Annotated in this window: 20 protein-coding genes, 7 tRNA genes and 2 pseudogenes; 15 read left to right on the top strand and 14 right to left on the bottom strand. The window is 49.4% G+C overall.

Annotated features, from left to right (window positions below; translation table 11 throughout):
* Positions 1–122 precede the first annotated feature (122 nt).
* From KCG54_RS07395 to KCG54_RS07370, 6 genes are all read left to right on the top strand, one after another.
* Positions 123–947, top strand: a complete 825-nt coding sequence (locus KCG54_RS07395) for an SDR family oxidoreductase (protein ID WP_049335582.1) — start codon at positions 123–125, stop codon at positions 945–947.
* A 113-nt stretch (positions 948–1060) separates the two neighbouring features.
* On the top strand, positions 1061–1534 hold the full coding sequence (locus tag KCG54_RS07390; protein ID WP_004520830.1) for a Fur family transcriptional regulator: 474 nt from the start codon (positions 1061–1063) through the stop codon (positions 1532–1534).
* Positions 1522–2451 (top strand): CobW family GTP-binding protein, encoded by a 930-nt coding sequence (locus KCG54_RS07385; RefSeq protein ID WP_003682934.1) that lies wholly within the window; start codon positions 1522–1524, stop codon positions 2449–2451. Before KCG54_RS07390 ends, KCG54_RS07385 begins: the two co-directional genes overlap by 13 nt.
* 98 nt (positions 2452–2549) lie before the next feature.
* A complete protein-coding gene (locus tag KCG54_RS07380) occupies positions 2550–3605 on the top strand; it encodes an ABC transporter permease subunit (protein ID WP_254323823.1) in 1056 nt (351 codons plus the stop codon).
* Positions 3606–3641: 36 nt separating this feature from the next.
* Positions 3642–4682, top strand: a complete 1041-nt coding sequence (locus KCG54_RS07375; RefSeq protein WP_254323822.1) for an ABC transporter permease — start codon at positions 3642–3644, stop codon at positions 4680–4682.
* Between the two features lie 110 nt (positions 4683–4792).
* Entirely contained in the window at positions 4793–5473 is a 681-nt protein-coding gene (locus tag KCG54_RS07370; RefSeq protein ID WP_003680951.1) for a sulfite exporter TauE/SafE family protein, read from the top strand.
* Between the two features lie 85 nt (positions 5474–5558).
* Here the strand turns inward: KCG54_RS07370 and KCG54_RS07365 are convergent, their stop codons facing one another.
* The 3 genes from KCG54_RS07365 to xseA all read right to left on the bottom strand — a co-directional run bounded on the left by KCG54_RS07365 (position 5559) and on the right by xseA (position 8622).
* Positions 5559–6368 (bottom strand): sulfite exporter TauE/SafE family protein, encoded by an 810-nt coding sequence (locus KCG54_RS07365; protein ID WP_254323821.1) that lies wholly within the window; start codon positions 6366–6368, stop codon positions 5559–5561.
* Between the two features lies 1 nt (position 6369).
* Positions 6370–7149 carry a CDP-diacylglycerol--serine O-phosphatidyltransferase gene (gene pssA / locus KCG54_RS07360; protein WP_254323820.1) on the bottom strand — a complete coding sequence of 260 codons (780 nt, stop codon included), beginning with the start codon at positions 7147–7149 and terminating at the stop codon, positions 6370–6372.
* Positions 7150–7272: 123 nt separating this feature from the next.
* Positions 7273–8622 (bottom strand): exodeoxyribonuclease VII large subunit, encoded by a 1350-nt coding sequence (xseA, locus tag KCG54_RS07355; protein WP_254323819.1) that lies wholly within the window; start codon positions 8620–8622, stop codon positions 7273–7275.
* A gap of 180 nt (positions 8623–8802) precedes the next feature.
* Between xseA and lpxK the strand changes: the two genes are divergently transcribed.
* The 9 genes and pseudogenes from lpxK to rfaD all read left to right on the top strand — a co-directional run bounded on the left by lpxK (position 8803) and on the right by rfaD (position 15826).
* Positions 8803–9816, top strand: coding sequence for a tetraacyldisaccharide 4'-kinase (gene lpxK, locus KCG54_RS07350; RefSeq protein WP_254323818.1), 1014 nt, complete (start codon positions 8803–8805; stop codon positions 9814–9816).
* A 126-nt stretch (positions 9817–9942) separates the two neighbouring features.
* Positions 9943–10509, top strand: a complete 567-nt coding sequence (locus KCG54_RS07345) for a DUF2059 domain-containing protein (RefSeq protein WP_107723464.1) — start codon at positions 9943–9945, stop codon at positions 10507–10509.
* A 110-nt stretch (positions 10510–10619) separates the two neighbouring features.
* Positions 10620–10796 (top strand): annotated as a pseudogene (locus KCG54_RS07340) (Trm112 family protein); the annotation flags it as partial.
* Positions 10793–11551, top strand: coding sequence for a 3-deoxy-manno-octulosonate cytidylyltransferase (gene kdsB / locus KCG54_RS07335; RefSeq protein WP_254323817.1), 759 nt, complete (start codon positions 10793–10795; stop codon positions 11549–11551). The pseudogene KCG54_RS07340 and the gene kdsB, both read left to right, overlap by 4 nt.
* A gap of 21 nt (positions 11552–11572) precedes the next feature.
* Positions 11573–12091 (top strand): 3-deoxy-manno-octulosonate cytidylyltransferase, encoded by a 519-nt coding sequence (locus KCG54_RS07330; protein WP_254323816.1) that lies wholly within the window; start codon positions 11573–11575, stop codon positions 12089–12091.
* A gap of 72 nt (positions 12092–12163) precedes the next feature.
* Complete coding sequence (adk, locus tag KCG54_RS07325; protein ID WP_003682888.1) at positions 12164–12811, top strand: adenylate kinase; 648 nt, start codon at positions 12164–12166, stop codon at positions 12809–12811.
* Between the two features lie 111 nt (positions 12812–12922).
* Positions 12923–13663: an orotidine-5'-phosphate decarboxylase gene (gene pyrF, locus KCG54_RS07320; protein WP_107723461.1), complete on the top strand. Its 741-nt coding sequence runs from the start codon at positions 12923–12925 to the stop codon at positions 13661–13663.
* Positions 13664–13718: 55 nt separating this feature from the next.
* The gene (gene rfaE1 / locus KCG54_RS07315; protein WP_107723460.1) at positions 13719–14681 is read left to right on the top strand and encodes a D-glycero-beta-D-manno-heptose-7-phosphate kinase; all 963 of its coding nucleotides are present in this window, start codon (positions 13719–13721) and stop codon (positions 14679–14681) included.
* Positions 14682–14821: 140 nt separating this feature from the next.
* Positions 14822–15826, top strand: a complete 1005-nt coding sequence (rfaD, locus tag KCG54_RS07310) for an ADP-glyceromanno-heptose 6-epimerase (protein ID WP_049335592.1) — start codon at positions 14822–14824, stop codon at positions 15824–15826.
* A 228-nt stretch (positions 15827–16054) separates the two neighbouring features.
* Here the strand turns inward: rfaD and KCG54_RS07305 are convergent.
* The 11 genes and pseudogenes from KCG54_RS07305 to ccoG all read right to left on the bottom strand — a co-directional run.
* A pseudogene (locus tag KCG54_RS07305) lies at positions 16055–16350 on the bottom strand (transposase); the annotation flags it as partial.
* A 146-nt stretch (positions 16351–16496) separates the two neighbouring features.
* Positions 16497–16586 (bottom strand) — tRNA-Leu (locus KCG54_RS07300).
* A 21-nt stretch (positions 16587–16607) separates the two neighbouring features.
* A tRNA-Cys gene (locus tag KCG54_RS07295) sits at positions 16608–16685 on the bottom strand.
* A gap of 10 nt (positions 16686–16695) precedes the next feature.
* Positions 16696–16769 (bottom strand) — tRNA-Cys (locus KCG54_RS07290).
* Between the two features lie 31 nt (positions 16770–16800).
* Positions 16801–16876 (bottom strand) — tRNA-Gly (locus KCG54_RS07285).
* A 21-nt stretch (positions 16877–16897) separates the two neighbouring features.
* Positions 16898–16973, bottom strand: a tRNA-Gly gene (locus KCG54_RS07280).
* A 24-nt stretch (positions 16974–16997) separates the two neighbouring features.
* A tRNA-Gly gene (locus KCG54_RS07275) sits at positions 16998–17073 on the bottom strand.
* A 34-nt stretch (positions 17074–17107) separates the two neighbouring features.
* Positions 17108–17183, bottom strand: a tRNA-Gly gene (locus KCG54_RS07270).
* Positions 17184–17276: 93 nt separating this feature from the next.
* Positions 17277–17837: a CDP-diacylglycerol--glycerol-3-phosphate 3-phosphatidyltransferase gene (gene pgsA, locus KCG54_RS07265; protein WP_254324997.1), complete on the bottom strand. Its 561-nt coding sequence runs from the start codon at positions 17835–17837 to the stop codon at positions 17277–17279.
* 676 nt (positions 17838–18513) lie between these two features.
* A complete protein-coding gene (locus tag KCG54_RS07260; protein WP_039862483.1) occupies positions 18514–19080 on the bottom strand; it encodes a FixH family protein in 567 nt (188 codons plus the stop codon).
* Between the two features lie 3 nt (positions 19081–19083).
* On the bottom strand, positions 19084–20568 hold the full coding sequence (gene ccoG / locus KCG54_RS07255; protein ID WP_107723458.1) for a cytochrome c oxidase accessory protein CcoG: 1485 nt from the start codon (positions 20566–20568) through the stop codon (positions 19084–19086).
* Positions 20569–20757: the final 189 nt, after the last annotated feature.

Raw genomic sequence — 20757 nt, 5'->3', positions numbered from 1 at the left:
TCCTATTGTAATGATATGATTATCGTTAAATTTAAAATCAGCCGGCCAAACTCTCAGGCCGTCTGATAAGGCGTTATCATACCTTAAACCCAAGTCTGAAACGAGTACAGAAAGGAAACGATATGGCAATTTTGATTACCGGGGCATCGGCAGGATTCGGCGCGGCAATGTGCCGTACTTTTGTTGCGGCAGGCTATCATGTCATTGGCGCGGCACGGCGCGAAGACAAATTGCAGCAGTTGGCAGAGGAATTGGGCGAGCAGTTTTACCCTTTGGAAATGGATGTTTCTCGTACGGAGTCAATTCAAAACGCTTTAAACAGCCTGCCTGAGCATTTAGCTGAAATCGATTGCCTGATCAACAACGCCGGTTTGGCTTTAGGTCTGGATTCCGCTGATAAAGCCGATTTTGGCGATTGGGAAACCATGATTCAAACCAATATCATCGGCCTGATTTTTCTAACCCGCCAGATTTTGCCGCAAATGGTAGCGCGCAAACAGGGCTACATCATCAATTTAGGTTCGATTGCCGGCAGTTATGCTTATTCCGGCAGTAATGTCTATGGTGCAACTAAGGCTTTTGTGCGCCAATTCAGTATGAATCTGCGCGCCGAATTGGCAGATAAAAATATCCGCATTACCAATATCGAACCGGGTTTGTGCGGCGATACCGAGTTTTCCAATGTCCGTTTCAAAGGCGACGATCAGCGTGCGGCCGAGGTTTATGAGAATGTCGAGTTTATCCAGCCGCAAGATATTGCTGATACCGCTTTATGGCTCTATCAGCGTCCGGCGCGGATGAACGTCAATTCCATCGAAATCATGCCGGTTGCCCAGACCTTTGCAGGCATGAAAGTTTACCGCGATGAGCCTGCTCCGGTGAAGGAAGAAACGTTTGAAAAACAAAGTATGTCTTTGTTTGGAAAAATTAAATCTTGGTTTAAGTAATCGGCATCAGGCCGTCTGAACGTTTCAGACGGCCTCTTTGTTATCTGAAATTGAACAAACACGTTATAATGTAATTTTTTATTAACAAGGCCGTCTGAAAGGCTGTTTCAGTTATGAACGTAATCAAACAAAAAATCTTAGAACAAGCGCAGCGCGATGGCGTGCAGGTAACCGCTTTGCGCGAGCAAGTGCTTGATATTGTTTTGAAACAAAGCGGCGTGATTAAAGCCTACAACGTTCTGTCGCAGATGCAGCAGCAAAGCGAGGGCGTGGTTGCGCCGCCGACGGCCTACCGCGCCCTTGATTTTTGGGCGGAGCAGGGCGTTTTGCACAAAGTGGCGGCAGTCAACGGCTATATTCTGTGCAGCCACGCGCAGCACGAGTGCAATGACCATTGCCATGACCACGAAGAAGCCGAAGCGCACCACAGCGCGTTTATTTTGGTTTGCACCGAATGCGGTACGGCAGACGAGCAGACCTTGAGCCAAGAATGGGCAGCCTTGCGTGCAGGCGTGGCTGAAACCGGTTTCTCATTAAAAGAAGAACATGTTGTTTTAACAGGAATTTGTAAAAAATGTCAGAAGTAAAAAAGACTAAAGTCCACCTGATTTCAGGCTTCCTCGGAACAGGCAAAACCACCGCCCTTAAAAGTCTAATGGCACAAAAAGACCCGAATGAAAAATGGGTCATCATCGTCAACGAATTTGGCGAAATCGGCATTGACGGCGCCGTCTTGAGCGACAACGGCATCCCCGTGGCAGAAATCGCCGGCGGCTGTTTGTGCTGTACTGCCGGCGCGCAAATGGGTACGACCGTACAAAAAATGCTGCGCGATGCCCAACCAGACCGCTTGATGATTGAAGCCAGCGGCCTGGCGCACGCCGCTAGCGTTATCGACGAACTGAAAGCCAAACCGCTCGACAGTATGCTGGAAATCGGCGCCGTCTTTACTGTTGTCGATCCGCGCCAATTCATTAATCCCGATTACGCGCAACAAGCCTTATATAAAGACCAAATCGGCATTTGCGACGTATTGGTCGCCAGCAAAACCGACTTGTGCACGCCGGAGCAGCTTGCCGAATTTCACGATAAAGCAGCCAAGCTGTTCCCGCCCAAAGCCAAAGTGGTTGAAGTCCAAAATGCGCAACTCGACATCCAATGGCTTGATATTCCCGTTGTCGAAAAATCGCGCTATCGTCTCAAAGCCCTGCCAGACAACACCATGGGCTTCCAGTCCCAAGGTTTCACTTTCCCTGCCGGACGTGATTTCGACGGCGAAAAGCTGACCGATTTCTTCAACGACCTGCCTAAATTTACAGACGGCCTCGTGCGTGCCAAAGGCGTGTTCCAAGTCCTCGGTACATGGGTATGGCTGAACTGGGTGGACGGTCAATGGGGCGCAAACCAAGTTTCATGGCGCCGTGATTCCCGCTTTGAGCTGATTGCCAAATCGTTTGATGCGGATTTGATTGAGAAGAAATTGCAGGAGGCGTTGGAGAAGTAAATCATCGGCCAAACGCTTATTAATCCGTTACTATATGTCGTCTGAAGTCAGCGGTTTCAGACGGCCTTCAAATCAAAGAAATAGAGGAACACTTAACCATGTGGCGTTATATTTTTCAACGTTTGCTCCTTTTGATTCCCACGCTGTTGGGGATTTTGGCGATTACCTTCGCCGTGATTCAGTTTGTTCCCGGCGGCCCGGTGGAGCAGATGGTTCAGCAGCTGACGCAGGGTGCGGTTGGCGGTGAAACGGCGGGACACAGTATGCCCGGAACTTTGGCCAAAAACGGCAACCGCATCAGCGCGGAAGATTTGGCCGCGTTGAATGCTTTATACGGTTTCGACAAGCCGCCTTTGACGCGTTTTGCCGATATGGTATGGAAATTCGCCCGTTTCGATTTGGGCGAGAGCTTTTTCCATCACCAAACTGTGTTTGAATTGGTGAAAGAGAAAATGCCAGTATCGATGAGTTTGGGTTTGTGGACGTTTTTCCTAACTTATTTGATATGTATTCCGTTGGGTATTGCCAAGGCGGTCAGGGATGGCAGCCGTTTCGATACGATTACGGGTATGATCATTTTGGTCGGCTATACCGTACCGCCGTTTGTCTTGGGTTTGGTGTTGCTGGTGTTGTTTGGCGGCGGCAGCTTTTTTGCCTGGTTCCCGCAGGGCGGCTTGGTCGGTGATGATTTCGATACGCTCTCTTGGGCCGGTAAAGTCAAAGATTATTTGTGGCATATGGCCTTGCCGATTACCGCTTCGGTGGCAGGCAATTTGGCGGTAATGACCGTATTGACAAAAAATGTGTTCCTTGAAGAAATCCGCCGTCAATATGTTTATACCGCGCGAGCCAAGGGCTTGCCTGAGAAGCAGATTTTGTGGAAACATATTTTCCGCAACGCCATGATTCCTTTGATTACCGGTTTCCCGGCCGCATTTATCGGCGCATTCTTTACCGGCAGCCTGTTGATTGAAACACTGTTCTCGCTGGATGGTTTGGGTTTGTTGTCTTACGAGGCTGTGATGAAACGCGATTATCCTGTCGTAATGGGTACGCTGTATGTGTTCACGCTGATGGGGTTGTTGGCTAAATTGGTGTCGGATATTTCTTATTCATGGGTCGATCCGCGTATTCACTTTGGCGGACAGAAATAAGGCCGTCTGAAAATATCTTCAACCCATTATTAAAGAATGTTTCGAACCATGAAAAAGAAAAAATCTATTTCAAACCCTACTTGGCAAGCCTTTAAGCAGCATAAGCGCGGTTGGTTGGCTTTGCGGATTTTGGCCGTTTTGTTTGTCGTCACTTTGCTTGCGCCTTTGTGGAGCAACGACAAACCTTTGTGGATACGCTATCAGGGCGAGTATTTCTTCCCCTTGGTAAACGAATACAACGAAACCGCATTTGGCGGCGATTTCGATACGCCTGCGGATTATTTGGATCCGCTTATCCGCCACAACATTACTTCAGACGGCAATTTTGCCCTTTACCTGCCCAATCCTTACGATGCCGATACCTTAAACGATTTTGATACGGCACCCGATCCGGCCAAACCGTCCGAACGGCATATCTTGGGAACGGACGACCGCGGCCGCGACCTGTTGGCGCGCTTGGTTTACGGTTTCCGCGATTCACTGCTGTTTGCCTTGGTGTTGACTGTGGTGACTACCGTAATCGGCGTGGTTGCAGGCGCGGTGCAGGGTTATTTCGGCGGCAAAACCGACCTTCTGATGCAGCGTTTTATCGAGGTTTGGGGCGGTATGCCGGAGCTGTACCTCTTGATTATCCTGTCTTCGTTCTTTAATCCGGGACTGTTGATTTTGCTGGTGTTGCTGTCGCTTTTCGGCTGGATGGGCTTGTCCGACTATGTCCGTGCCGAGTTTTTGAAAAACCGCCAGACCGATTACGTTTTGGCGGCGCGCGCGATGGGCGTGGGCAACCGTGAAATCATGTGGCGCCATATCCTGCCCAACAGCTTGACGCCGGTATTGGCTTTCCTGCCTTTCCGTATTTCCGGTGCCGTACTTGCCCTGACCAGTTTGGACTTCTTGGGCTTGGGCGTACCTGCCTCACAGGCGAGTTTGGGCGAGTTGCTGGCGCAAGGCAAAGACAACTTGGACGCGTGGTGGATCGGCCTGTCTGCCGTTGCTACGTTGACGGTGATGCTGCTTTTGCTGGTCATGATCGGCGAAGGTTTGCGTCAGGCATTTGACGTACGCGCACGCAGTTAATTGCTTTTCTAAAGCGTGAAGAGGGTGGGCGGAAAAGCCTGTCCTGAATTCTTAGGGCCGTCTGAAAAGTTTCAGACGGCCTCATCCATTCGTTTGAATCATTAAAAACCATGAATCAAGAAATCACATTTCTTACGCTTTTTCTGCTCGGCTTTTTTGGCGGAACGCATTGTGTCGGCATGTGCGGCGGATTGAGCAGCGCATTCGCTTTGCAGCTGCCGCCACATTTAAACCGAATCGGGCTGATTGTATTGTTGAACTTGGGGCGCATCAGCAGCTATGTCGTCATCGGCCTGTTGGTCGGTTTGGTCGGGCAGGTCGGCATTTCCTTGGACGATACGCGCGCGGTTCAAAACGGTTTGTATATTGCCGCCAATGTCTTGCTGCTTTTGCTCGGTCTGTATCTTGCCGGTATTTCGACTGCCGCAACCAAAATCGAAGGCATCGGCAAACCGATATGGAAACGCCTGAATCCTTTGCTGAACAAATTGCTGCCGATTAAATCGGTGCCTGCCTGTTTCGGCGTGGGCGTGCTTTGGGGCTGGCTGCCTTGCGGTTTGGTGTACAGCGCGTCTTTGTATGCCTTGGGCAGCGGCAATGCCTTGCACGGCGGGCTGTATATGCTGGCGTTTGCATTGGGGACCTTGCCGAACCTGCTCGCGATGGGCATATTTGCAGCACAGTTGAAAACCTTTCTGCAAAAACGTATGGTTCGTTTGTGCGCCGGATTATTGGTGGCAGGATGGGCAATATGGCGCTTGGCCGTATTTGCAATGGGGCAAATCGGGTAAGGTAAAAAGGTTTTATTTAGTTTGTTGTTTTGCAATCAAAAAGGCCGTCTGAAAGATTTTCAGACGGCCTTTTCACAAGAAAGATTTAATGTATCAAATTCCAAGTCATCTTGGCTGCAATCAGCAGCAACATAATACCGAAGGCAATTTTGAGTTTTCGGGCGGGCAGCTTGTGCGCCGTTTTTACGCCGAGCGGAGCAAAGAGGATGGTGGCAACGCTCAATATGGCCACGGCAGGAAGATAGATAAAGCCTGCCGCGCCTTCAGGCAGGTTGGCAATATGCAAACCGTTGGCAAAATAGCCGATGGTACCGGCAACTGCAATCGGCCATGCCAGACCTGAAGATGTGCCGATGGCGCGGTGTGCCGGAAAGTTGCAATACAGTAGAAATGGAACGGATAGCGAACCGCCGCCGATACCGACCCAACTCGAAGCCGCCCCAAAAAGCGTGCCGACGGCTGTCAGGCCGGGGAGGGCAGGCAGGGTGCGTGAAGGTTTGGGTTTGGAATCGCGTAGGGTTTTGAGTGCGATAAAGGCAAGAAATGCAATAAAGAAAACTTGCAAAGCCAACGTCGGCATATATTTTGCCGACACCGCGCCGAGGAGTACGCCAAGTATCATGCCCGGCGTCATTCGGCGGACGGTCGCCCAATCGATGGCGTGTTTTTTATGCTGGGCATACATGCTGGAGAAGGTGGTAAACACCATTACGGCAAAGGAAGTGCCGATGGCAAGATGCTGGGCATAGGGGTGGCCGCCTATGCCTTGCAGCTGCAACGCCCATAAGACAACGGGAACAATCAACGTGCCACCGCCTACGCCGAATAGTCCGGCAATAAAGCCCGCTGCGCTGCCGACGGCGAGCAGGGAAAGGATGATGTCCCAAGACCACATTTCAGACGGCCTTGTCGTGTTTGTGTACTTTATGGCGTTTTTTAAACCAACGGATGACTGCCATCACATAACCGGACAGGCTGTAACCGAGGAAAAATAGGAAGAGGACGAGCGAGGGCTCCCAATTGATCAAAAGCAGAATCAATACGGCCAACACCATGCCCATAAACGGCACTTGGCGGCGGACGTTGATTTCTTTAAAGCTCCAAAACGGAATCTGCACAATCATGGAAATGCCGGCAAACAGGGTAATGCCCAATGCCCACCAATGCACGCCGGGGAAGCGTTCAAAGCTGTGGTTAACCCAAATCAGGCCGACAATCAACGCTGCGGCGGTCGGGCTTGGAACGCCGATAAACCAGCGTTTATCGACTTTGCCGATGAGCGTGTTGAACAGCGCCAAACGCAGGGCAGCACAGGCGCAGTAGATAAAGGCGATGGAATAACCGATTTTGCCAAACTGCCACAGTTGCCATTTGTAGGCAATTAGGGCAGGCGCTACGCCGAAGCTGACCATATCGGCAAGGCTGTCGAGCTGTTCGCCGAACGCGCTCTGGCTGTTGGTCAAGCGGGCAACGCGTCCGTCCATGCCATCGAGCAGCATGGAAAGGAAAACTGCAATCGCCGCCGTTTCATAACGTCCGTGCATGGACTGGGTAATGGCGAAGAACGCGCAAAACAGTGCGGCGATGGTAAAGGAATTGGGCAGCAGGTAAATGCTGTTTTTGCGGATGGAGTTACGCGGAGGAATCGGATTTTCTGTATTTTGTGAGTTGTCCATAATGTTTCCGTATATGCTGCGTGTGCAGATGAGGCATTATACCGCATTGGCAGGTTAAGGATTTTTAAAAGGCAGACATAGTTTCACTTCAATCTCATAAAGTTTCAGACGGCCTTTATTTTGTCAGTCAAACAACTCGCCCTGCGCCTGCTCTTTGGTCACGCGTACGTCGGTTTCGCCGTCGGCAAAAGTGATGTGCAGTTTCTGCCCTTGCTTCAACGTATCGGCATTGCGGATGACTTGTCCGCGTGTGTTTTTGACGACGGAGAAGCCTCGTTCCAGAATATGCTGCGGCGAGACGGCTTCGAGCAATGCGGCTTGGGCGGTCAGGCTTTGACGGCGGTGGGTAAGCAGCTGGTGGAAGGAATGCGATAGGGTCGTCTGAAAGCGGTCGATATTGTTTTTGTAAACGGAAACATCAGGACAGCAATGTTTCAGGGTTTGGGTTTGGCGTTCGAAACGGGAGGTGTGGGCGCGGAGATTTTGTGTCATCGAGTAAGACAGCATTTGCGCCAGCTTGCTGATTGAAGCGCGCTGATCGTCAAGTTTTTGGCGCGGATGACGGATTTGCCGCGCCAACCAGTCGAGTTTTTGGCTGGCATCGAAATAGCGTTGCTCCAAAACAGTTTTCAGACGGCCTTGCGCTTGGGCGAGGCGGTGTAACGATTCTTGGCGGTTGGGGCTGACCAGTTCCGCCGCGCCAGTCGGCGTGGGCGCCCGCACGTCGGCAACAAAATCGGCAAGCGTGAAATCGGTTTCGTGTCCCACGCCGCTGACGACGGGAATCGCGCAGGCTTCAATGGCACGTACGACCGGCTCTTCATTAAACGCCCACAAGTCTTCAATGCTGCCGCCGCCGCGACAGACAATCAGCACGTCACACTCGGCGCGTTGCGATGCGGTTTTAATCGCTTGGGCAATTTGCAACTCGCTGCCTGTGCCTTGAACGGGTGTCGGATAAACGATAACGGGGATTTCGGGCGCTCGGCGGTTTAAGGTGGTCACGACATCGCGTAAAGCCGCCGCCGCTAAGCTGGTGACGATGCCGATACATTGCGGACGGGCGGGCAGAGGTTTCTTGCGTTCCGCTGAAAACGCGCCTTCCGCCTGCAACTGTGCCTTCAATTGCTCATAGGCTTCGTAAAGCTGCCCCAAACCTTTGAGCCGTACTTCGTTTACGGTAATCTGAAATTCGCCCCGCGCTTCATAAATACTGATTTTTCCTGATACTTCGATATGGTCGCCTTCTTTCAAAGGTTTCGCCAAGCGCATGGCCGCACCCTTAAACATCGCGCAACGCACCAGCGCACGGCTGTCTTTGAGCGAGAAATAATAATGTCCGCTGGCAGCACGGGTCAGGTTGGATACTTCGCCGGCGATCCATAAGCCTGCGAGATGGTCTTCCAGCAAGGCTTTGGCAATGGCGTTGAGTTCGGATACGGAAATGGAGGAGGGCGCGAAAAGTTCGGACATTGCGAAACAGAAAAAATTTAGGAAAGTTGAATTATAAGGGTTTTAGAGCGATTCGTTTTATTCGTTTTATGAAACTTTCGCCCTTTGTTTTAATATTATCAAAGCCGAATGTTCAGACGGCTTTGTCTGGTCGGGCTTGTGTTATATTATCGTTTGATTTTCGCTTCAAAAGCCGTGCGTATGCTCAAACTCCACCAAATTATCGAACGCCATTGGCAATCCCCCAATCCGTTTTTGTCTTTGCTGTTAAAACCATTGTCCAAGCTGTTTGCCAAAATTGCGGCGAAACGGCGCGATGATTTTGTTTCAGGCCGTCTGAAAAGCGAAAAATTGCCTGTGCCAGTGGTGGTGGTCGGTAATATCCATGCAGGCGGAACAGGAAAAACGCCGATAGTCGCCGCGTTGGTGTCGGGTTTGCAGGAAAAGGGCGTTAAGGTCGGTATCATCAGCCGAGGTTACGGGCGCAAGAGCAAAGCAGTTCATGTATTGAATACAGCCAGTAGTACGGCAGATGCAGGCGACGAGCCTTTATTGCTGTTTCGCCAAACCGGTGCGCCGACGGCGGTAGGCAGCAGTCGTGCAGAAGCAGGCAGGGCATTGCTTGCAGCGCATCCGGAGCTTGAATTGATTGTGGCCGACGACGGCTTGCAACATTATGCCTTGCAACGCGATATGGAAATTGCTGTATTTCCGGCGGCGGATACTGGTCGGACGGATTTGGATTCACTGCCCAACGGCAGTTTGCGTGAACCTTTGTCTCGGTTGGCTTCCGTTGATGCGGTTGTCGTCAGCGGGGGGCAAGCAGATACGGCATTCAGGCCGTCTGAAAATATGTTTGCCAGCCATATTGAAACAGGGCAGATTTACTGTTTGAACAGGCCGTCTGAAAAATTGGATTTAGAAGGCTTGGGAAATCAAACCGTCGCCGCCGTCGCGGGTATTGCCAAGCCGGAGCGTTTTTTCGATTCGTTGCGGAATATGGGCATTACCTTGAATCAAACCGTTGCCTTGCCCGACCATGCCGACATCGCAGCGGCGGACTTGCCCAATGCGGATGTGGTCATTATTACGGAAAAGGATGCGGTCAAGTTTTCAGACGGCCTTAATCTGAATCATGTATGGGTATTGCCTGTTTGTGCGATAATCGAACCTAATTTGGCGGCGTTCGTGTTGGAGCAGCTGGAAGATTCCTAATAGGTCTCCTGAAATTAATGGATGCTTTGTTGTGATTCGCCTTTAATAATAAGGAAATTTATGAACCTGAAAAAATTGCTGCTCACTATTGTTGCCATTTCCCCTAAGCCTTAAAAAGGAGAAAAAATGAAATTGAAAACTTTATTGTTGCCTTTTGCTGCTTTGGCCTTGTGTGCCAATGCGTTTGCCGCTACACCGAGCGATGAGTCGCTGGAGCGTTTATATCAAGTACAGAAGGCAGATTTAATATTTGATCAAGTTTTTCAAGATTCTGAAAAAATGGTCATGAGTTTTCCGCAAGTAAAAGAAATGTTAGCAAATGCTCCAGAGAGTAAGCAACGTCAGCTGAAAGCAGTGATGAGCAAATATTTGCGTCAGATGTATGCTGAGATTCGAACGCCTGCAGTATATGCAGAGTTGCGCCAAATAACATTGAACGGTATGAAAACTGTTTATACACAAAAAGAAGTAGATGCTATGATTGATTTTTATAGTAGTCCCGAAGGGCAATCTATTTTAAATAAAACATCGCGTTATATGGAAGCTTCCGTAGTGCCTGTTATGACATTAATACATAAAAAAACCGAAAGATTCAGCCAAAAAAATCTTCCTAAGTTGGAGAAGGATTTTTATCAAATAATGTGTAGTGGGAAAAATCCTGCTCCTGCTTGCCCTAAGGCATCAAATAAGTAGAATGAATAAATATAAAATGGCGGCTGATGTTGTCGATACAAAAAAGGCCGTCTGAAAACGAGTGCAGCAAGTTTCGCTAAAACCATCAAACCCGAAAGTAACCCCATGGAAAAAAATTCTTAGACATCCTTGTTTGTCCTGTGACCAAAGGCAAACTCGAATACCATCAAGACAAACAGGAATTGTGGAGCCGTCAGGCGAAGCTGGCTTATCCGATTCGTGACGGCATCCCTTATATGTTGGAAAACGAAGCGCGCCCGTTAAGCGAAGAGGAACTGAAAGCATGACCGAATTTGTCGTATTAATTCCGGCGCGGTTGGATTCTTCACGTCTGCCGGGAAAGGCTTTAGCCGATATTCACGGTAAACCGATGGTTGTGCGTGTCGCCGAACAGGCGGCGAAAAGCAAGGCCGCGCGTGTTGTCGTTGCTACCGACCATCCCGATATTCAGACGGCCTGTCAGGCGCATGGTGTCGAAGTGGTCATGACTTCCAATCAACACGAAAGCGGTACAACGCGTCTTGCCGAAGCGGCCAATACGCTGAAACTGCCGCAGCATCTGATTGTTGTGAACGTACAAGGCGACGAGCCTTTAATCGATCCCGAACTCATCAACCGTACGGCTGAAGTTTTGGTTGAAAACAATGTGCAAATGGCGACGGCCGCCCACGAATTGCACGATTTTGACGAGTTTATGAATCCTAACGTTGTCAAAGCCATCCTCGACAAAAACCGCAACGCCATCTATTTCAGCCGCGCCCCGATTCCTTTTCCGCGCGACGCCATGCGCGCCGAAAAACGCGAATTACCTTCAGAAACAGCTGTTTTGCGCCACATCGGCATTTATGCCTATCGTGCAGGCTTCCTGCAACGCTATTCGGAAATGGATGTTTCTCCTTTGGAAACCATCGAATCACTGGAACAATTGCGCGTCCTGTGGCACGGTTATCCGATTGCTGTTGAAATCACCCAAGAAGCGCCTGCTGCCGGTGTGGATACGCAGGAAGATTTGGACAGAGTGCGTGTTGCGTTTAAATCTTAAGGCCGTCTGAAAGGAAAAGACATGAATGATTTCCGCCATTTGAGCCGTGAAGAACAAAAATTGCTTGCCGATGTCGCTTTGCTGGTCAAAGACGACGATCAAGAGTTCAACTACGAAATGTTGAAAGTGGCCGCGCCCGACGAGGCCAGCGGCGAATTTTGGTTTCGCATGGCAGAAATGCTCAGCACCCTGCCGCCCAACCAATCCTTAGATTTGCGCATGACCGGCGGACGGTTGGCGGTCGCCGTATCGATTTTATCGGTGTTGTTGCAGGAAAGCCCCGATATTCCCCAGCTTTGGGCACAAAAAGTGATTGCGCTCAACTATCTGGCACACGGCCATCGGACACGTGCCCTCGGTTTAGCGCAACAGCCGGACAAAGCGGCAGAAGCCAACGAGGAAGAATATTTGGCAAAAGCCTTGTCCCAAAACCTACTTTCCACGTTGAAAGACGCGTTGGAACGCTTCCCTGAAGACAGCTGGTTTATCGAAATGCGCGATGATGCGTGGCAGCACTTTGGCACAGAACAGGCCGTCTGAAGTTTTGAACGATAAACGCAAGGCGTGTAGAATTAAACAAACATCAAATCCATAAACCAAGAAGGACTCATCATGAAAGTATTATTGTTGGGCGCACCCGGCGCAGGCAAAGGCACTCAGGCCCAATTCATTACCGCCGCATTCGGCATTCCTCAAATTTCTACCGGCGACATGCTCCGCGCGGCCATCAAAGCAGGCACTCCGCTGGGTTTGGAAGCAAAAAAAATCATTGATGAAGGCGGTTTGGTACGCGACGACATCATCATCGGCATGGTCAAAGAGCGCATTGCCCAAGACGACTGCAAAAACGGTTTCCTGTTTGACGGTTTCCCACGCACATTGGCACAAGCTGAAGCTATGGTTGAAGCAGGCGTGGATTTGGATGCCGTGGTTGAAATCGATGTGCCTGACAGTGTGATTGTCGACCGTATGAGCGGCCGCCGCGTGCATTTGGCTTCTGGCCGTACTTACCACGTTACCTACAATCCGCCTAAAGTTGAAGGCAAAGACGACGTAACCGGCGAAGACTTGATTCAACGCGACGACGACAAAGAAGAAACCGTGAAAAAACGCCTTGCCGTTTACCACGAGCAAACCGAAGTTTTGGTTGATTTTTACAGCAAACTGGAAGGCGAACACGCGCCTAAATACATCAAAGTCGACGGCACTCAACCGGTAGAGGCTGTGAAAGCCGAAGTATTGAAAGGTTTGGGCAAATAAGTTTTGCCGAAGTAAAATCATGAGGGCCGTCTGAAAAAATATTTTCAGACGGCCTTTTGTGTACAAAAGCTGTTAAAATCGAAGCTATAACCGTTTATCCGCAGGCATCTTATGAATCCCTTGATCTCCGACTTCCAAACTCAGCAACAGCGCACTCCCGTTATCGTCGCCCTCGATTTTGCCAACGAAAAAGACACGCTCGGATTTGTCCGTAATCTTGACCCGACATTGTGTCAAATCAAAATCGGTAAAGAGCTGTTTACCGCAACCGGCCGAAATTTGGCAGAAAGTTTAATCAATCAAGGTTTCAAACTTTTCCTCGATCTGAAATACCACGATATTCCCCATACAGTCGCTCAGGCCTGTAAAGTTGCCGCCGATATGGGCGTTTGGATGGTCGATATGCACGCCTCCGGTGGCCGCCGTATGATGGAAGCTGCAGCAGAAGCCGTTGCCGGATATCAAACCAAGCCGCTTTTGATCGGCGTAACCGTGTTGACCAGCATGGAACAAAGTGACTTGGCAGAAATCGGTTTGAACATTGCCCCTGAAGAACAAGTCATCCGCTTGGCGAAACTGGCGCAAAGTTCAGGCTTGGACGGCGTGGTATGTTCCGCTCAAGAAGCCACACCATTGCGCCGTGAATTGGGACAGGATTTTGTCTTGGTAACACCGGGCATCCGCTTGGACGTTGCCGGCAATAATGACGACCAACGCCGTATTATGACACCGGCTGAAGCCTTGGCTGCAGGTTCAACCTATTTGGTAATGGGCCGCCCGGTAACCAAAGCTGCCGATCCGGTAGCCGTATTGCGTGAAGTGAACCGCGTGGTAAACCTTGAAGCAAACTGATTTTCAGGCGACCTTACAGGTTGAGGTCGTCTGAAAAAAACATAACGGAGGCAATATGCCCACCAAGTTCCAACAAGAAACTCTCAAATCCCGTTTTGCACAAGCCAAAGTCTTGGTTGTCGGCGATGTGATGCTCGACCGCTATTGGTTTGGCGACGTGTCCCGTATTTCGCCCGAAGCGCCCGTGCCGGTGGCGAAAATCGGACGTATCGACCAACGCGCGGGTGGTGCGGCAAACGTTGCGCGCAATATCGCCTCATTGGGTGGCAAAGTAGGGCTGTTGTCCGTAACTGGCGATGATGAAGCTGCAGATGCACTGGATGCGTTGATGGTGCAAGACGGTGTTTCTTCCTATCTGATGCGCGACAAACAAATTGCGACTACTGTCAAACTGCGAGTTGTTGCTCGCAACCAGCAGCTTATCCGACTTGATTTTGAAGAGCAGCCTCATCGTGAGGTATTGGAACAAATCAAACATCAATATCGAGAAGTGTTGCCTGAATACGATGCCATTATTTTTTCAGATTACGGCAAGGGCGGTTTGTCGCATATTTCCGATATGATCGATTGGGCGAAACAGGCCGGTAAACCCGTTTTAATCGACCCGAAAGGCGATGATTACGAAAAATATGCCGGCGCTACGCTGATTACGCCTAACCGTGCAGAATTGAAAGAAGTGGTGGGCAGCTGGAAAAACGAAAACGATTTGACCGAAAAAGCCCAAAATCTGCGCCGTCATCTCGACTTGACCGCGATTTTGCTGACCCGAAGCGAAGAGGGTATGACCCTGTTCAATGAGGGCAAGCCGATTTATCAGCCTACAAGGGCTCAAGAAGTCTATGATGTATCCGGTGCGGGCGATACCGTTATTGCCGGAATGGGCTTGGGTTTGGCGGCAGGCTATACCATGCCTGAAGCGATGCACCTTGCTAATACGGCAGCGGGCGTTGTCGTGGCAAAACTTGGTACGGCGGTTTGCTCGTTTGCAGAGTTGAATAAGGCATTGGAAGAGCAATAATGATTGTTTCAGACGGCCTTAAAATTCTAAATGCCGTCTGAAAATAGAGTTGGAAAATAATCCAGACAGAAAAGTTTTTATTTTCAGACGGCATGATTACTTCAAGGCCGTCTGAAAAATCAAAATAAAGGAAACTCATTATGACCATTATCGTAACAGGCGCAGCCGGCTTTATCGGCAGCAACATCGTCAAAGCACTTAACCAGCGCGGTATTACCGACATTGTTGCCGTCGACAATCTGAGCAAAGGTGAAAAATTTAAAAACCTTGTCGAGTGTGAAATTGCCCACTATCTTGATAAACACGAATTTATCCGCCAAGTGCGCGGCCATCTTTTGCCTTACGACAATATTGAAGCGGTTTTCCATCAAGGCGCATGTTCCGACACCATGAATCATGACGGCCTTTATATGATGGACAACAACTATCAGTACACGCTCGACCTCTTAGATTGGTGTCAGGACGAACGTATTCCGTTCCTCTATGCTTCCAGTGCCGCCGTGTACGGCAAAGGTGAAATCTTCCGCGAAGAGCGCGAACTGGAAAAACCACTCAATGTATATGGCTACTCTAAATTCTTGTTTGACCAAGTATTGCGTCGTCGCATGAAAGAAGGTCTGACAGCCCAAGTTGTCGGCTTCCGCTACTTCAATGTTTACGGACAACAGGAGCAACACAAAGGCCGAATGGCGTCCGTCGCCTTCCACCATTTTCATCAATACCGCGAGCATGGCTATGTTAACCTGTTTGGCGCTAATGACGGCTATGGTAACGGCGAGCAAACACGCGACTTTGTCAGCGTAGAAGACGTTGCCAAGGTTAACCTTTACTTCTTCGATCATCCTGAGCTTTCAGGTATCTTTAACCTTGGTACAGGCCGCAGCCAACAGTTTAACGAACTTGCCGCTGCCACCGTCAACGCCTGCCGTACAGCCGAAGGCAAGCCTGAAATGAGTTTGAAAGAGTTGGTTGAAGAAGAGCTTATTCGCTATATCCCATTCCCCGATGCACTTAAAGGCAAATATCAGAGCTTTACTCAAGCGGATATTACCAAGCTGCGCGAAGCCGGGTATAAAGAAGAATTTTTGGATGTAAAACAAGGCGTCAGCCGTTACGTTAAATGGATGCTGGAGAACTTGGTTTAAGTCCTTCTGATTTGAATGATAAGGCCGTCTGAAAAAGGATTTTCAGACGGCCTTATCATTTTGGGAAATTTTAAAATGAGACCTTTGCAAAATTCCTTTTCCTTCCAGCAGCCGAAATCCAAACATAGATTTTCGGCTGTTCTCGCTCCAAGTATCCACTGATTCTACTCAACCCCCTCCCTCTTTATTCTCCCCGGATACCCGATAATCAGGTATCCGGGCCGCCTTTTAGGTAATAACAGGCGCACTTAGCCTGTTAGCCGCTTTCAACAGGTTTAAACACATTGCCTTCAGATGGCTTTGTGCACTCACTTTAATCAGACCGAAATAGGCTACCCGAGTGTAGCGGGACTTACGGTGCAGCGTACCGAAGCTTTGTTCGACCACATAACGGGTCTTCGATAGATGTCGGTTACGTTTGGTTTACGCTTCCATCAGCGGACGGTTACGGTGGGCTTTGCGCATAATGCCGTCCAGCAAACGATGATTACCAGATGCTACCGGTCTTCCTCATTGTCATAGCCTGAGACCTTTGCACGATCTTGTCACATTTGACACAAATGGCGCAAGTTAGACACAAATAAGGCACAAACAAAAAAGACAGCCTTACAAATAAGCTGTCAATTAGAAATTTGGAATATTAGGTTTTTCAATGAATTCAGATATTTATTGGTGCCCGGAGCCGGAATCGAACCGGCACGGCCGGTTTAGGGCCGACGGATTTTAAGTCCGTTGTGTCTACCTATTTCACCACCCGGGCGTAGACAGTAAATTGAGAAATTGGAGGCGGGGGCGCGGATTTGAACCGGCCTATATAAGGGTTGCACCCCTTATAGCATAAACACTCTGCCACCCCGCCATGAAAGGGATGGAGGCGAGAGTCGGAATCGAACCGGCGTAGACGGATTTGCAATCCGCTGCATAACCACTTTGCTATCTCGCCAAAACTACGTTTGAGTGTTGTAGTATGAAACTGGAGCGGGAAACGAGTCTCGAACTCGCGACCTCAACCTTGGCAAGGTTGCGCTCTACCAACTGAGCTATTCCCGCGTATTCGGATGCATGATTTAATGGAGCGGGAAACGAGTCTCGAACTCGCGACCTCAACCTTGGCAAGGTTGCGCTCTACCAACTGAGCTATTCCCGCATTTGAGTGCATCTGAAATTAAACTGGAGCGGGAAACGAGTCTCGAACTCGCGACCTCAACCTTGGCAAGGTTGCGCTCTACCAACTGAGCTATTCCCGCATATTGAAAAAGAACAATCAACAAGTAATCAGTATGGAGCGGGAAACGAGTCTCGAACTCGCGACCTCAACCTTGGCAAGGTTGCGCTCTACCAACTGAGCTATTCCCGCTCTGATATTTGTTGCTTCGTATATCGAAGAAGACGCAATTATTATGGATTTAATCGCGTGCGTCAAGTGTTTTGTTTTTATTTTTTAAAAAATTTATTTGAATTCTTTCCATGCCATTTTCAGGTAGTAGCACATTGACCAGATGGTCAATAAAGATGCTATAAACATCAATATGTTACCAATGAGATAGAAAGGGTCGTTATATTTGTCCGTGCCGATAAGCAAAAGGAAGATGGCGATCATTTGGGCAGTGGTTTTGAATTTGCCGATAGTGGCCACTGCAACGCTGCCGCGTTTGCCCATTTGTGCCATCCATTCGCGCAAGGCGGAAATGGTAATTTCCCGGCCGATAATAATCATGGCGAAGATGGCGTATGTTCTGCCAAGGCTGACGAGCAGGAGCAGGGCAACGGCAACCATGAGCTTGTCGGCAACGGGGTCGAGGAATGCACCGAAGTCGGAGGTTTGTTTCCAGCGGCGTGCTAAAAAGCCGTCAAACCAGTCTGTAATAGCGGCAAGTGCAAAGATGATGGCGGCTGTCCAGTTGACGGTTTGTGGTTGAATCCATGTGTTCGGTAAATAGAATAGGATGGTGAACACGGGGATTAATAGGACGCGCATCCAGGTAAGTAAAATAGGTATGTTCCAAGGCATGGTTTGGGATCTTTTGGATGATGTGTCGGGTTGTTTATTATAGCTTATTTGTTCACTCTGCTTTTTGAAGTGTTGTTTTTTTGCCGACAAGTATCTTGGGCATAGATTTTTGTCGTGTGGGTTGTGAAGAAAATCTGCTAAGGCCGTCTGAAAAATAGGCTGTTGCGGGGTGTAAATGTTTTGGGGTAGAAAAGTAGCTGCGAAATAGTGGGCAATAAGGTCTGCCTGCTGTTCGATATTTAATTGGTTGATGTGGGGTAAGGGGATGGGGTAGGCGTAAGCTTTGCGTTTTCTGTATCCGCCTTTGAGCATGATGAATAGGCCGGAAAGCCAAACTTTGTGACCGCGCTGGTGTTGCCAGACATGTGTCAGCTCATGAATCAGCCAAATTTTGTAGGCTATGCCGGCTTGAGTGAAATCTTCGGGGCAGTGTTTACGCGGAAAGTATATGTTTCCATTGGGCGCAATGGCGGTATTGGCGTTGGGTATAAGTGGAATGCCGCGATATATTTTGATGCGGTGGAAGTTTATGCTGTCCGCAAAAACTTGTTTTGCCATACGGACTTCATTTTCGGTCAGTCTGCGCCAATCGGAAAAAATCATATTTGGAAGGGAATATAAAAGGGTATGAAGATTTCAGGCCGTCTGAAAGGTTTCAGACGGCCTGGGTCGGGATTTATTGTTCTGTTGAAGCGGCTTGTTTGCCGTTGTCGAACAATTTGTCCATAGGCGTCAAGTTGACTGCATTGCCTTGGCTGACTATCCATTTGTTTTCAACACGCCATACGCCTGAGGCATCTTCAACGCGTAAGTACCAATGATTGGTTGGGCGTAAAGGTTTAAAGACGGCTTCGTATTCCATGCGGCCGTTTTGCGGTTCGGCTGTTACGGCGCGCAGCTTGACGGTTTGGTCATCGGCTTTGCGTGTTGGGTGCATCAACAATAGGTTTAATGGCTGTTTGGTATCGAATTGTCCGCTGACGAATACTTTGGCGGCATTCATATCCGGACTGATTAAGACCTGCACCTGAATTTGCCGTTTAACGGCTTCTTCATCGCGGTGAAGTTGGATTTCGATGTGTTTGCCGTCTTTGTAGTAATCGTCAGACACCAAGTCTGTCGTATGTTCTTTTGCGACGAAGAACATGGAAACGCTGGCGATAACGACGAAGATGGGGCCAGCCATCAGCACCCAGGGCCAAATATGTTTGTACCAAGGTTTGATTTTGGGTTGTGGGGACACCGTTTATTCTCCGATAAAGGTTGCTTTTTCTTCTAAAGTAGTCGGTTTGGAGTCAGCAGAGCCGGTCTCGTGATAGATAAAGGTAAATTCAATCGGATGGCTGCCTTTGTCGGCGTATTCGGGAATGGTAGATACCTGTACCGGGATGGTAACGGTTTCCCGCGGCGCAATTTTAATACCGTTTTCAGGCAGGCCGGTCAGCGCGATTTCATCAAAGCCTTTGACGGTTGCAGTCATCAGTTGTTCATTTTCACTATTGTTGATAATGCGCAGGTTATAGGCATTTTCCAACCAGCCTTGGCTGTTTTCGCGAACCATGACGCCACGGTCTTTCAGGATATCGACTTCGACCATTTTTCGGGTGGAAATGCCGACCAGGAAGGCGATGATGACCACCAGGAGTACTGCGCCATAACCAGCTACACGCGGACGTTTCAAGCGTTTTTTGATGTCGCTTTCAGGGTATTCGTGTTCCAACGCGCCTTCGGTCGTATAACGGATTAAGCCGCGCTCGTAGCCCATTTTGTCCATGATTTCGTCGCAGGCATCGATACACGCCGCGCAGCCGATACATTGGTATTGCAAACCGTCGCGGATGTCGATACCGACGGGACAGACTTGCACGCACATGGTGCAGTTGATGCAGTCGCCCAAGCCGCTGTCTTCTTTGTTGGCGGTTTTCTTGCGTGCGCCGCGCGGTTCGCCGCGTTCGGTATCGTAAGAAATAATCAGCGTGTCTTTGTCAAACATTGCACTTTGGAAACGTGCATACGGACACATATGCAGACACACTTTTTCGCGCATGATGTGGGCGAAGAAGAAAGTCATGAATCCGTAAAATGCTGCGGCAAACATTGCGCCGCCGCCTGCTGCTCCGGTGAATAAATCGGGAATAAATTGGCGGATCGGGATAAACCAGCCTGCAAAAGTGATACCTGTCCATGCGCAGACAAGGAAAATCAGCAGGTATTTGGTGGCCTTAATGCGAATTTTAGTAAAGTTCCAAGGCGATTTTTCCAGTTTCAGGCGTTTGTTTCTATCGCCTTCGACCAAGTTGTCGATCCACAGCATAATTTCGGTGTAAACTGTTTGCGGGCATGAATAGCCGCACCACAAACGACCGGCAATGGTTGTCCACCAAAACAATCCGAATGCGCAAATCATCAGCAGCAAGGCAAGGTAGATCAAATCGCCCATGCCCAGCGACAGTCCGAAAATGAAGAAATGACGGTCAGGGATATTGAATAAAACCGCCTGACGGCCGCTCCAGTTGAACCATGGAATAACGTAAAATACAAACTGGGTCGCCAATACGGCGGCGATACGCAGTTTGGCAAAGCGTCCTTCTGCCTTTTTAGGATGGATGCGTTCGCCTTCGGGATGGATTTGAATCACGCTGGATTTGGGTTTGGAAGGTTTGGGCGCAGTGGCTTTTGCTGTTTTTTCTGTTGAGGGTGTGGTGTTTTCAGCTTGGTTTTCTGGTGACATTTCAGTGTTCCTTGATGAAGTGCACACAAGCCTGTTGTCATGGTAGTAGTTTGATGTGAATATTTTCAGACGGCCTTTCGCGTGCATACAAATCATAACATTTGACTCTATTCAAAGCAAAAGAGGGACTTCGTCTTAACGATGGATTCCTTGTGGCCGTTTGATGTAGGGCCGTCTGAAAAGGGCAGT

The sequence above is a fragment of the Neisseria subflava genome (assembly GCF_024205705.1).
Taxonomy (GTDB): Bacteria; Pseudomonadota; Gammaproteobacteria; order Burkholderiales; family Neisseriaceae; genus Neisseria; species Neisseria subflava_D.
Note: the sequence above shows the minus strand (reverse complement) of the source record. Positions and strands in the feature narration are given on the sequence as shown.

Bases quoted from the DNA above. Each gene is read 5' to 3' on its own strand.
- KCG54_RS07370 (WP_003680951.1), top strand. From the start codon at position 4,793: ATGAATCAAGAAATCACATTTCTTACGCTTTTTCTGCTCGGCTTTTTT.
- rfaE1 (WP_107723460.1), top strand. From the start codon at position 13,719: ATGCCCACCAAGTTCCAACAAGAAACTCTCAAATCCCGTTTTGCACAA.
- KCG54_RS07385 (WP_003682934.1), top strand. From the start codon at position 1,522: ATGTCAGAAGTAAAAAAGACTAAAGTCCACCTGATTTCAGGCTTCCTC.
- KCG54_RS07345 (WP_107723464.1), top strand. From the start codon at position 9,943: ATGAAATTGAAAACTTTATTGTTGCCTTTTGCTGCTTTGGCCTTGTGT.
- KCG54_RS07330 (WP_254323816.1), top strand. From the start codon at position 11,573: ATGAATGATTTCCGCCATTTGAGCCGTGAAGAACAAAAATTGCTTGCC.
- ccoG (WP_107723458.1), bottom strand. From the start codon at position 20,568: ATGTCACCAGAAAACCAAGCTGAAAACACCACACCCTCAACAGAAAAA.
- pssA (WP_254323820.1), bottom strand. From the start codon at position 7,149: ATGGACAACTCACAAAATACAGAAAATCCGATTCCTCCGCGTAACTCC.
- KCG54_RS07365 (WP_254323821.1), bottom strand. From the start codon at position 6,368: ATGTGGTCTTGGGACATCATCCTTTCCCTGCTCGCCGTCGGCAGCGCA.
- KCG54_RS07380 (WP_254323823.1), top strand. From the start codon at position 2,550: ATGTGGCGTTATATTTTTCAACGTTTGCTCCTTTTGATTCCCACGCTG.
- lpxK (WP_254323818.1), top strand. From the start codon at position 8,803: ATGCTCAAACTCCACCAAATTATCGAACGCCATTGGCAATCCCCCAAT.
- kdsB (WP_254323817.1), top strand. From the start codon at position 10,793: ATGACCGAATTTGTCGTATTAATTCCGGCGCGGTTGGATTCTTCACGT.
- rfaD (WP_049335592.1), top strand. From the start codon at position 14,822: ATGACCATTATCGTAACAGGCGCAGCCGGCTTTATCGGCAGCAACATC.
- pyrF (WP_107723461.1), top strand. From the start codon at position 12,923: ATGAATCCCTTGATCTCCGACTTCCAAACTCAGCAACAGCGCACTCCC.
- KCG54_RS07375 (WP_254323822.1), top strand. From the start codon at position 3,642: ATGTTTCGAACCATGAAAAAGAAAAAATCTATTTCAAACCCTACTTGG.
- xseA (WP_254323819.1), bottom strand. From the start codon at position 8,622: ATGTCCGAACTTTTCGCGCCCTCCTCCATTTCCGTATCCGAACTCAAC.
- pgsA (WP_254324997.1), bottom strand. From the start codon at position 17,837: ATGCCTTGGAACATACCTATTTTACTTACCTGGATGCGCGTCCTATTA.
- KCG54_RS07390 (WP_004520830.1), top strand. From the start codon at position 1,061: ATGAACGTAATCAAACAAAAAATCTTAGAACAAGCGCAGCGCGATGGC.
- adk (WP_003682888.1), top strand. From the start codon at position 12,164: ATGAAAGTATTATTGTTGGGCGCACCCGGCGCAGGCAAAGGCACTCAG.
- KCG54_RS07395 (WP_049335582.1), top strand. From the start codon at position 123: ATGGCAATTTTGATTACCGGGGCATCGGCAGGATTCGGCGCGGCAATG.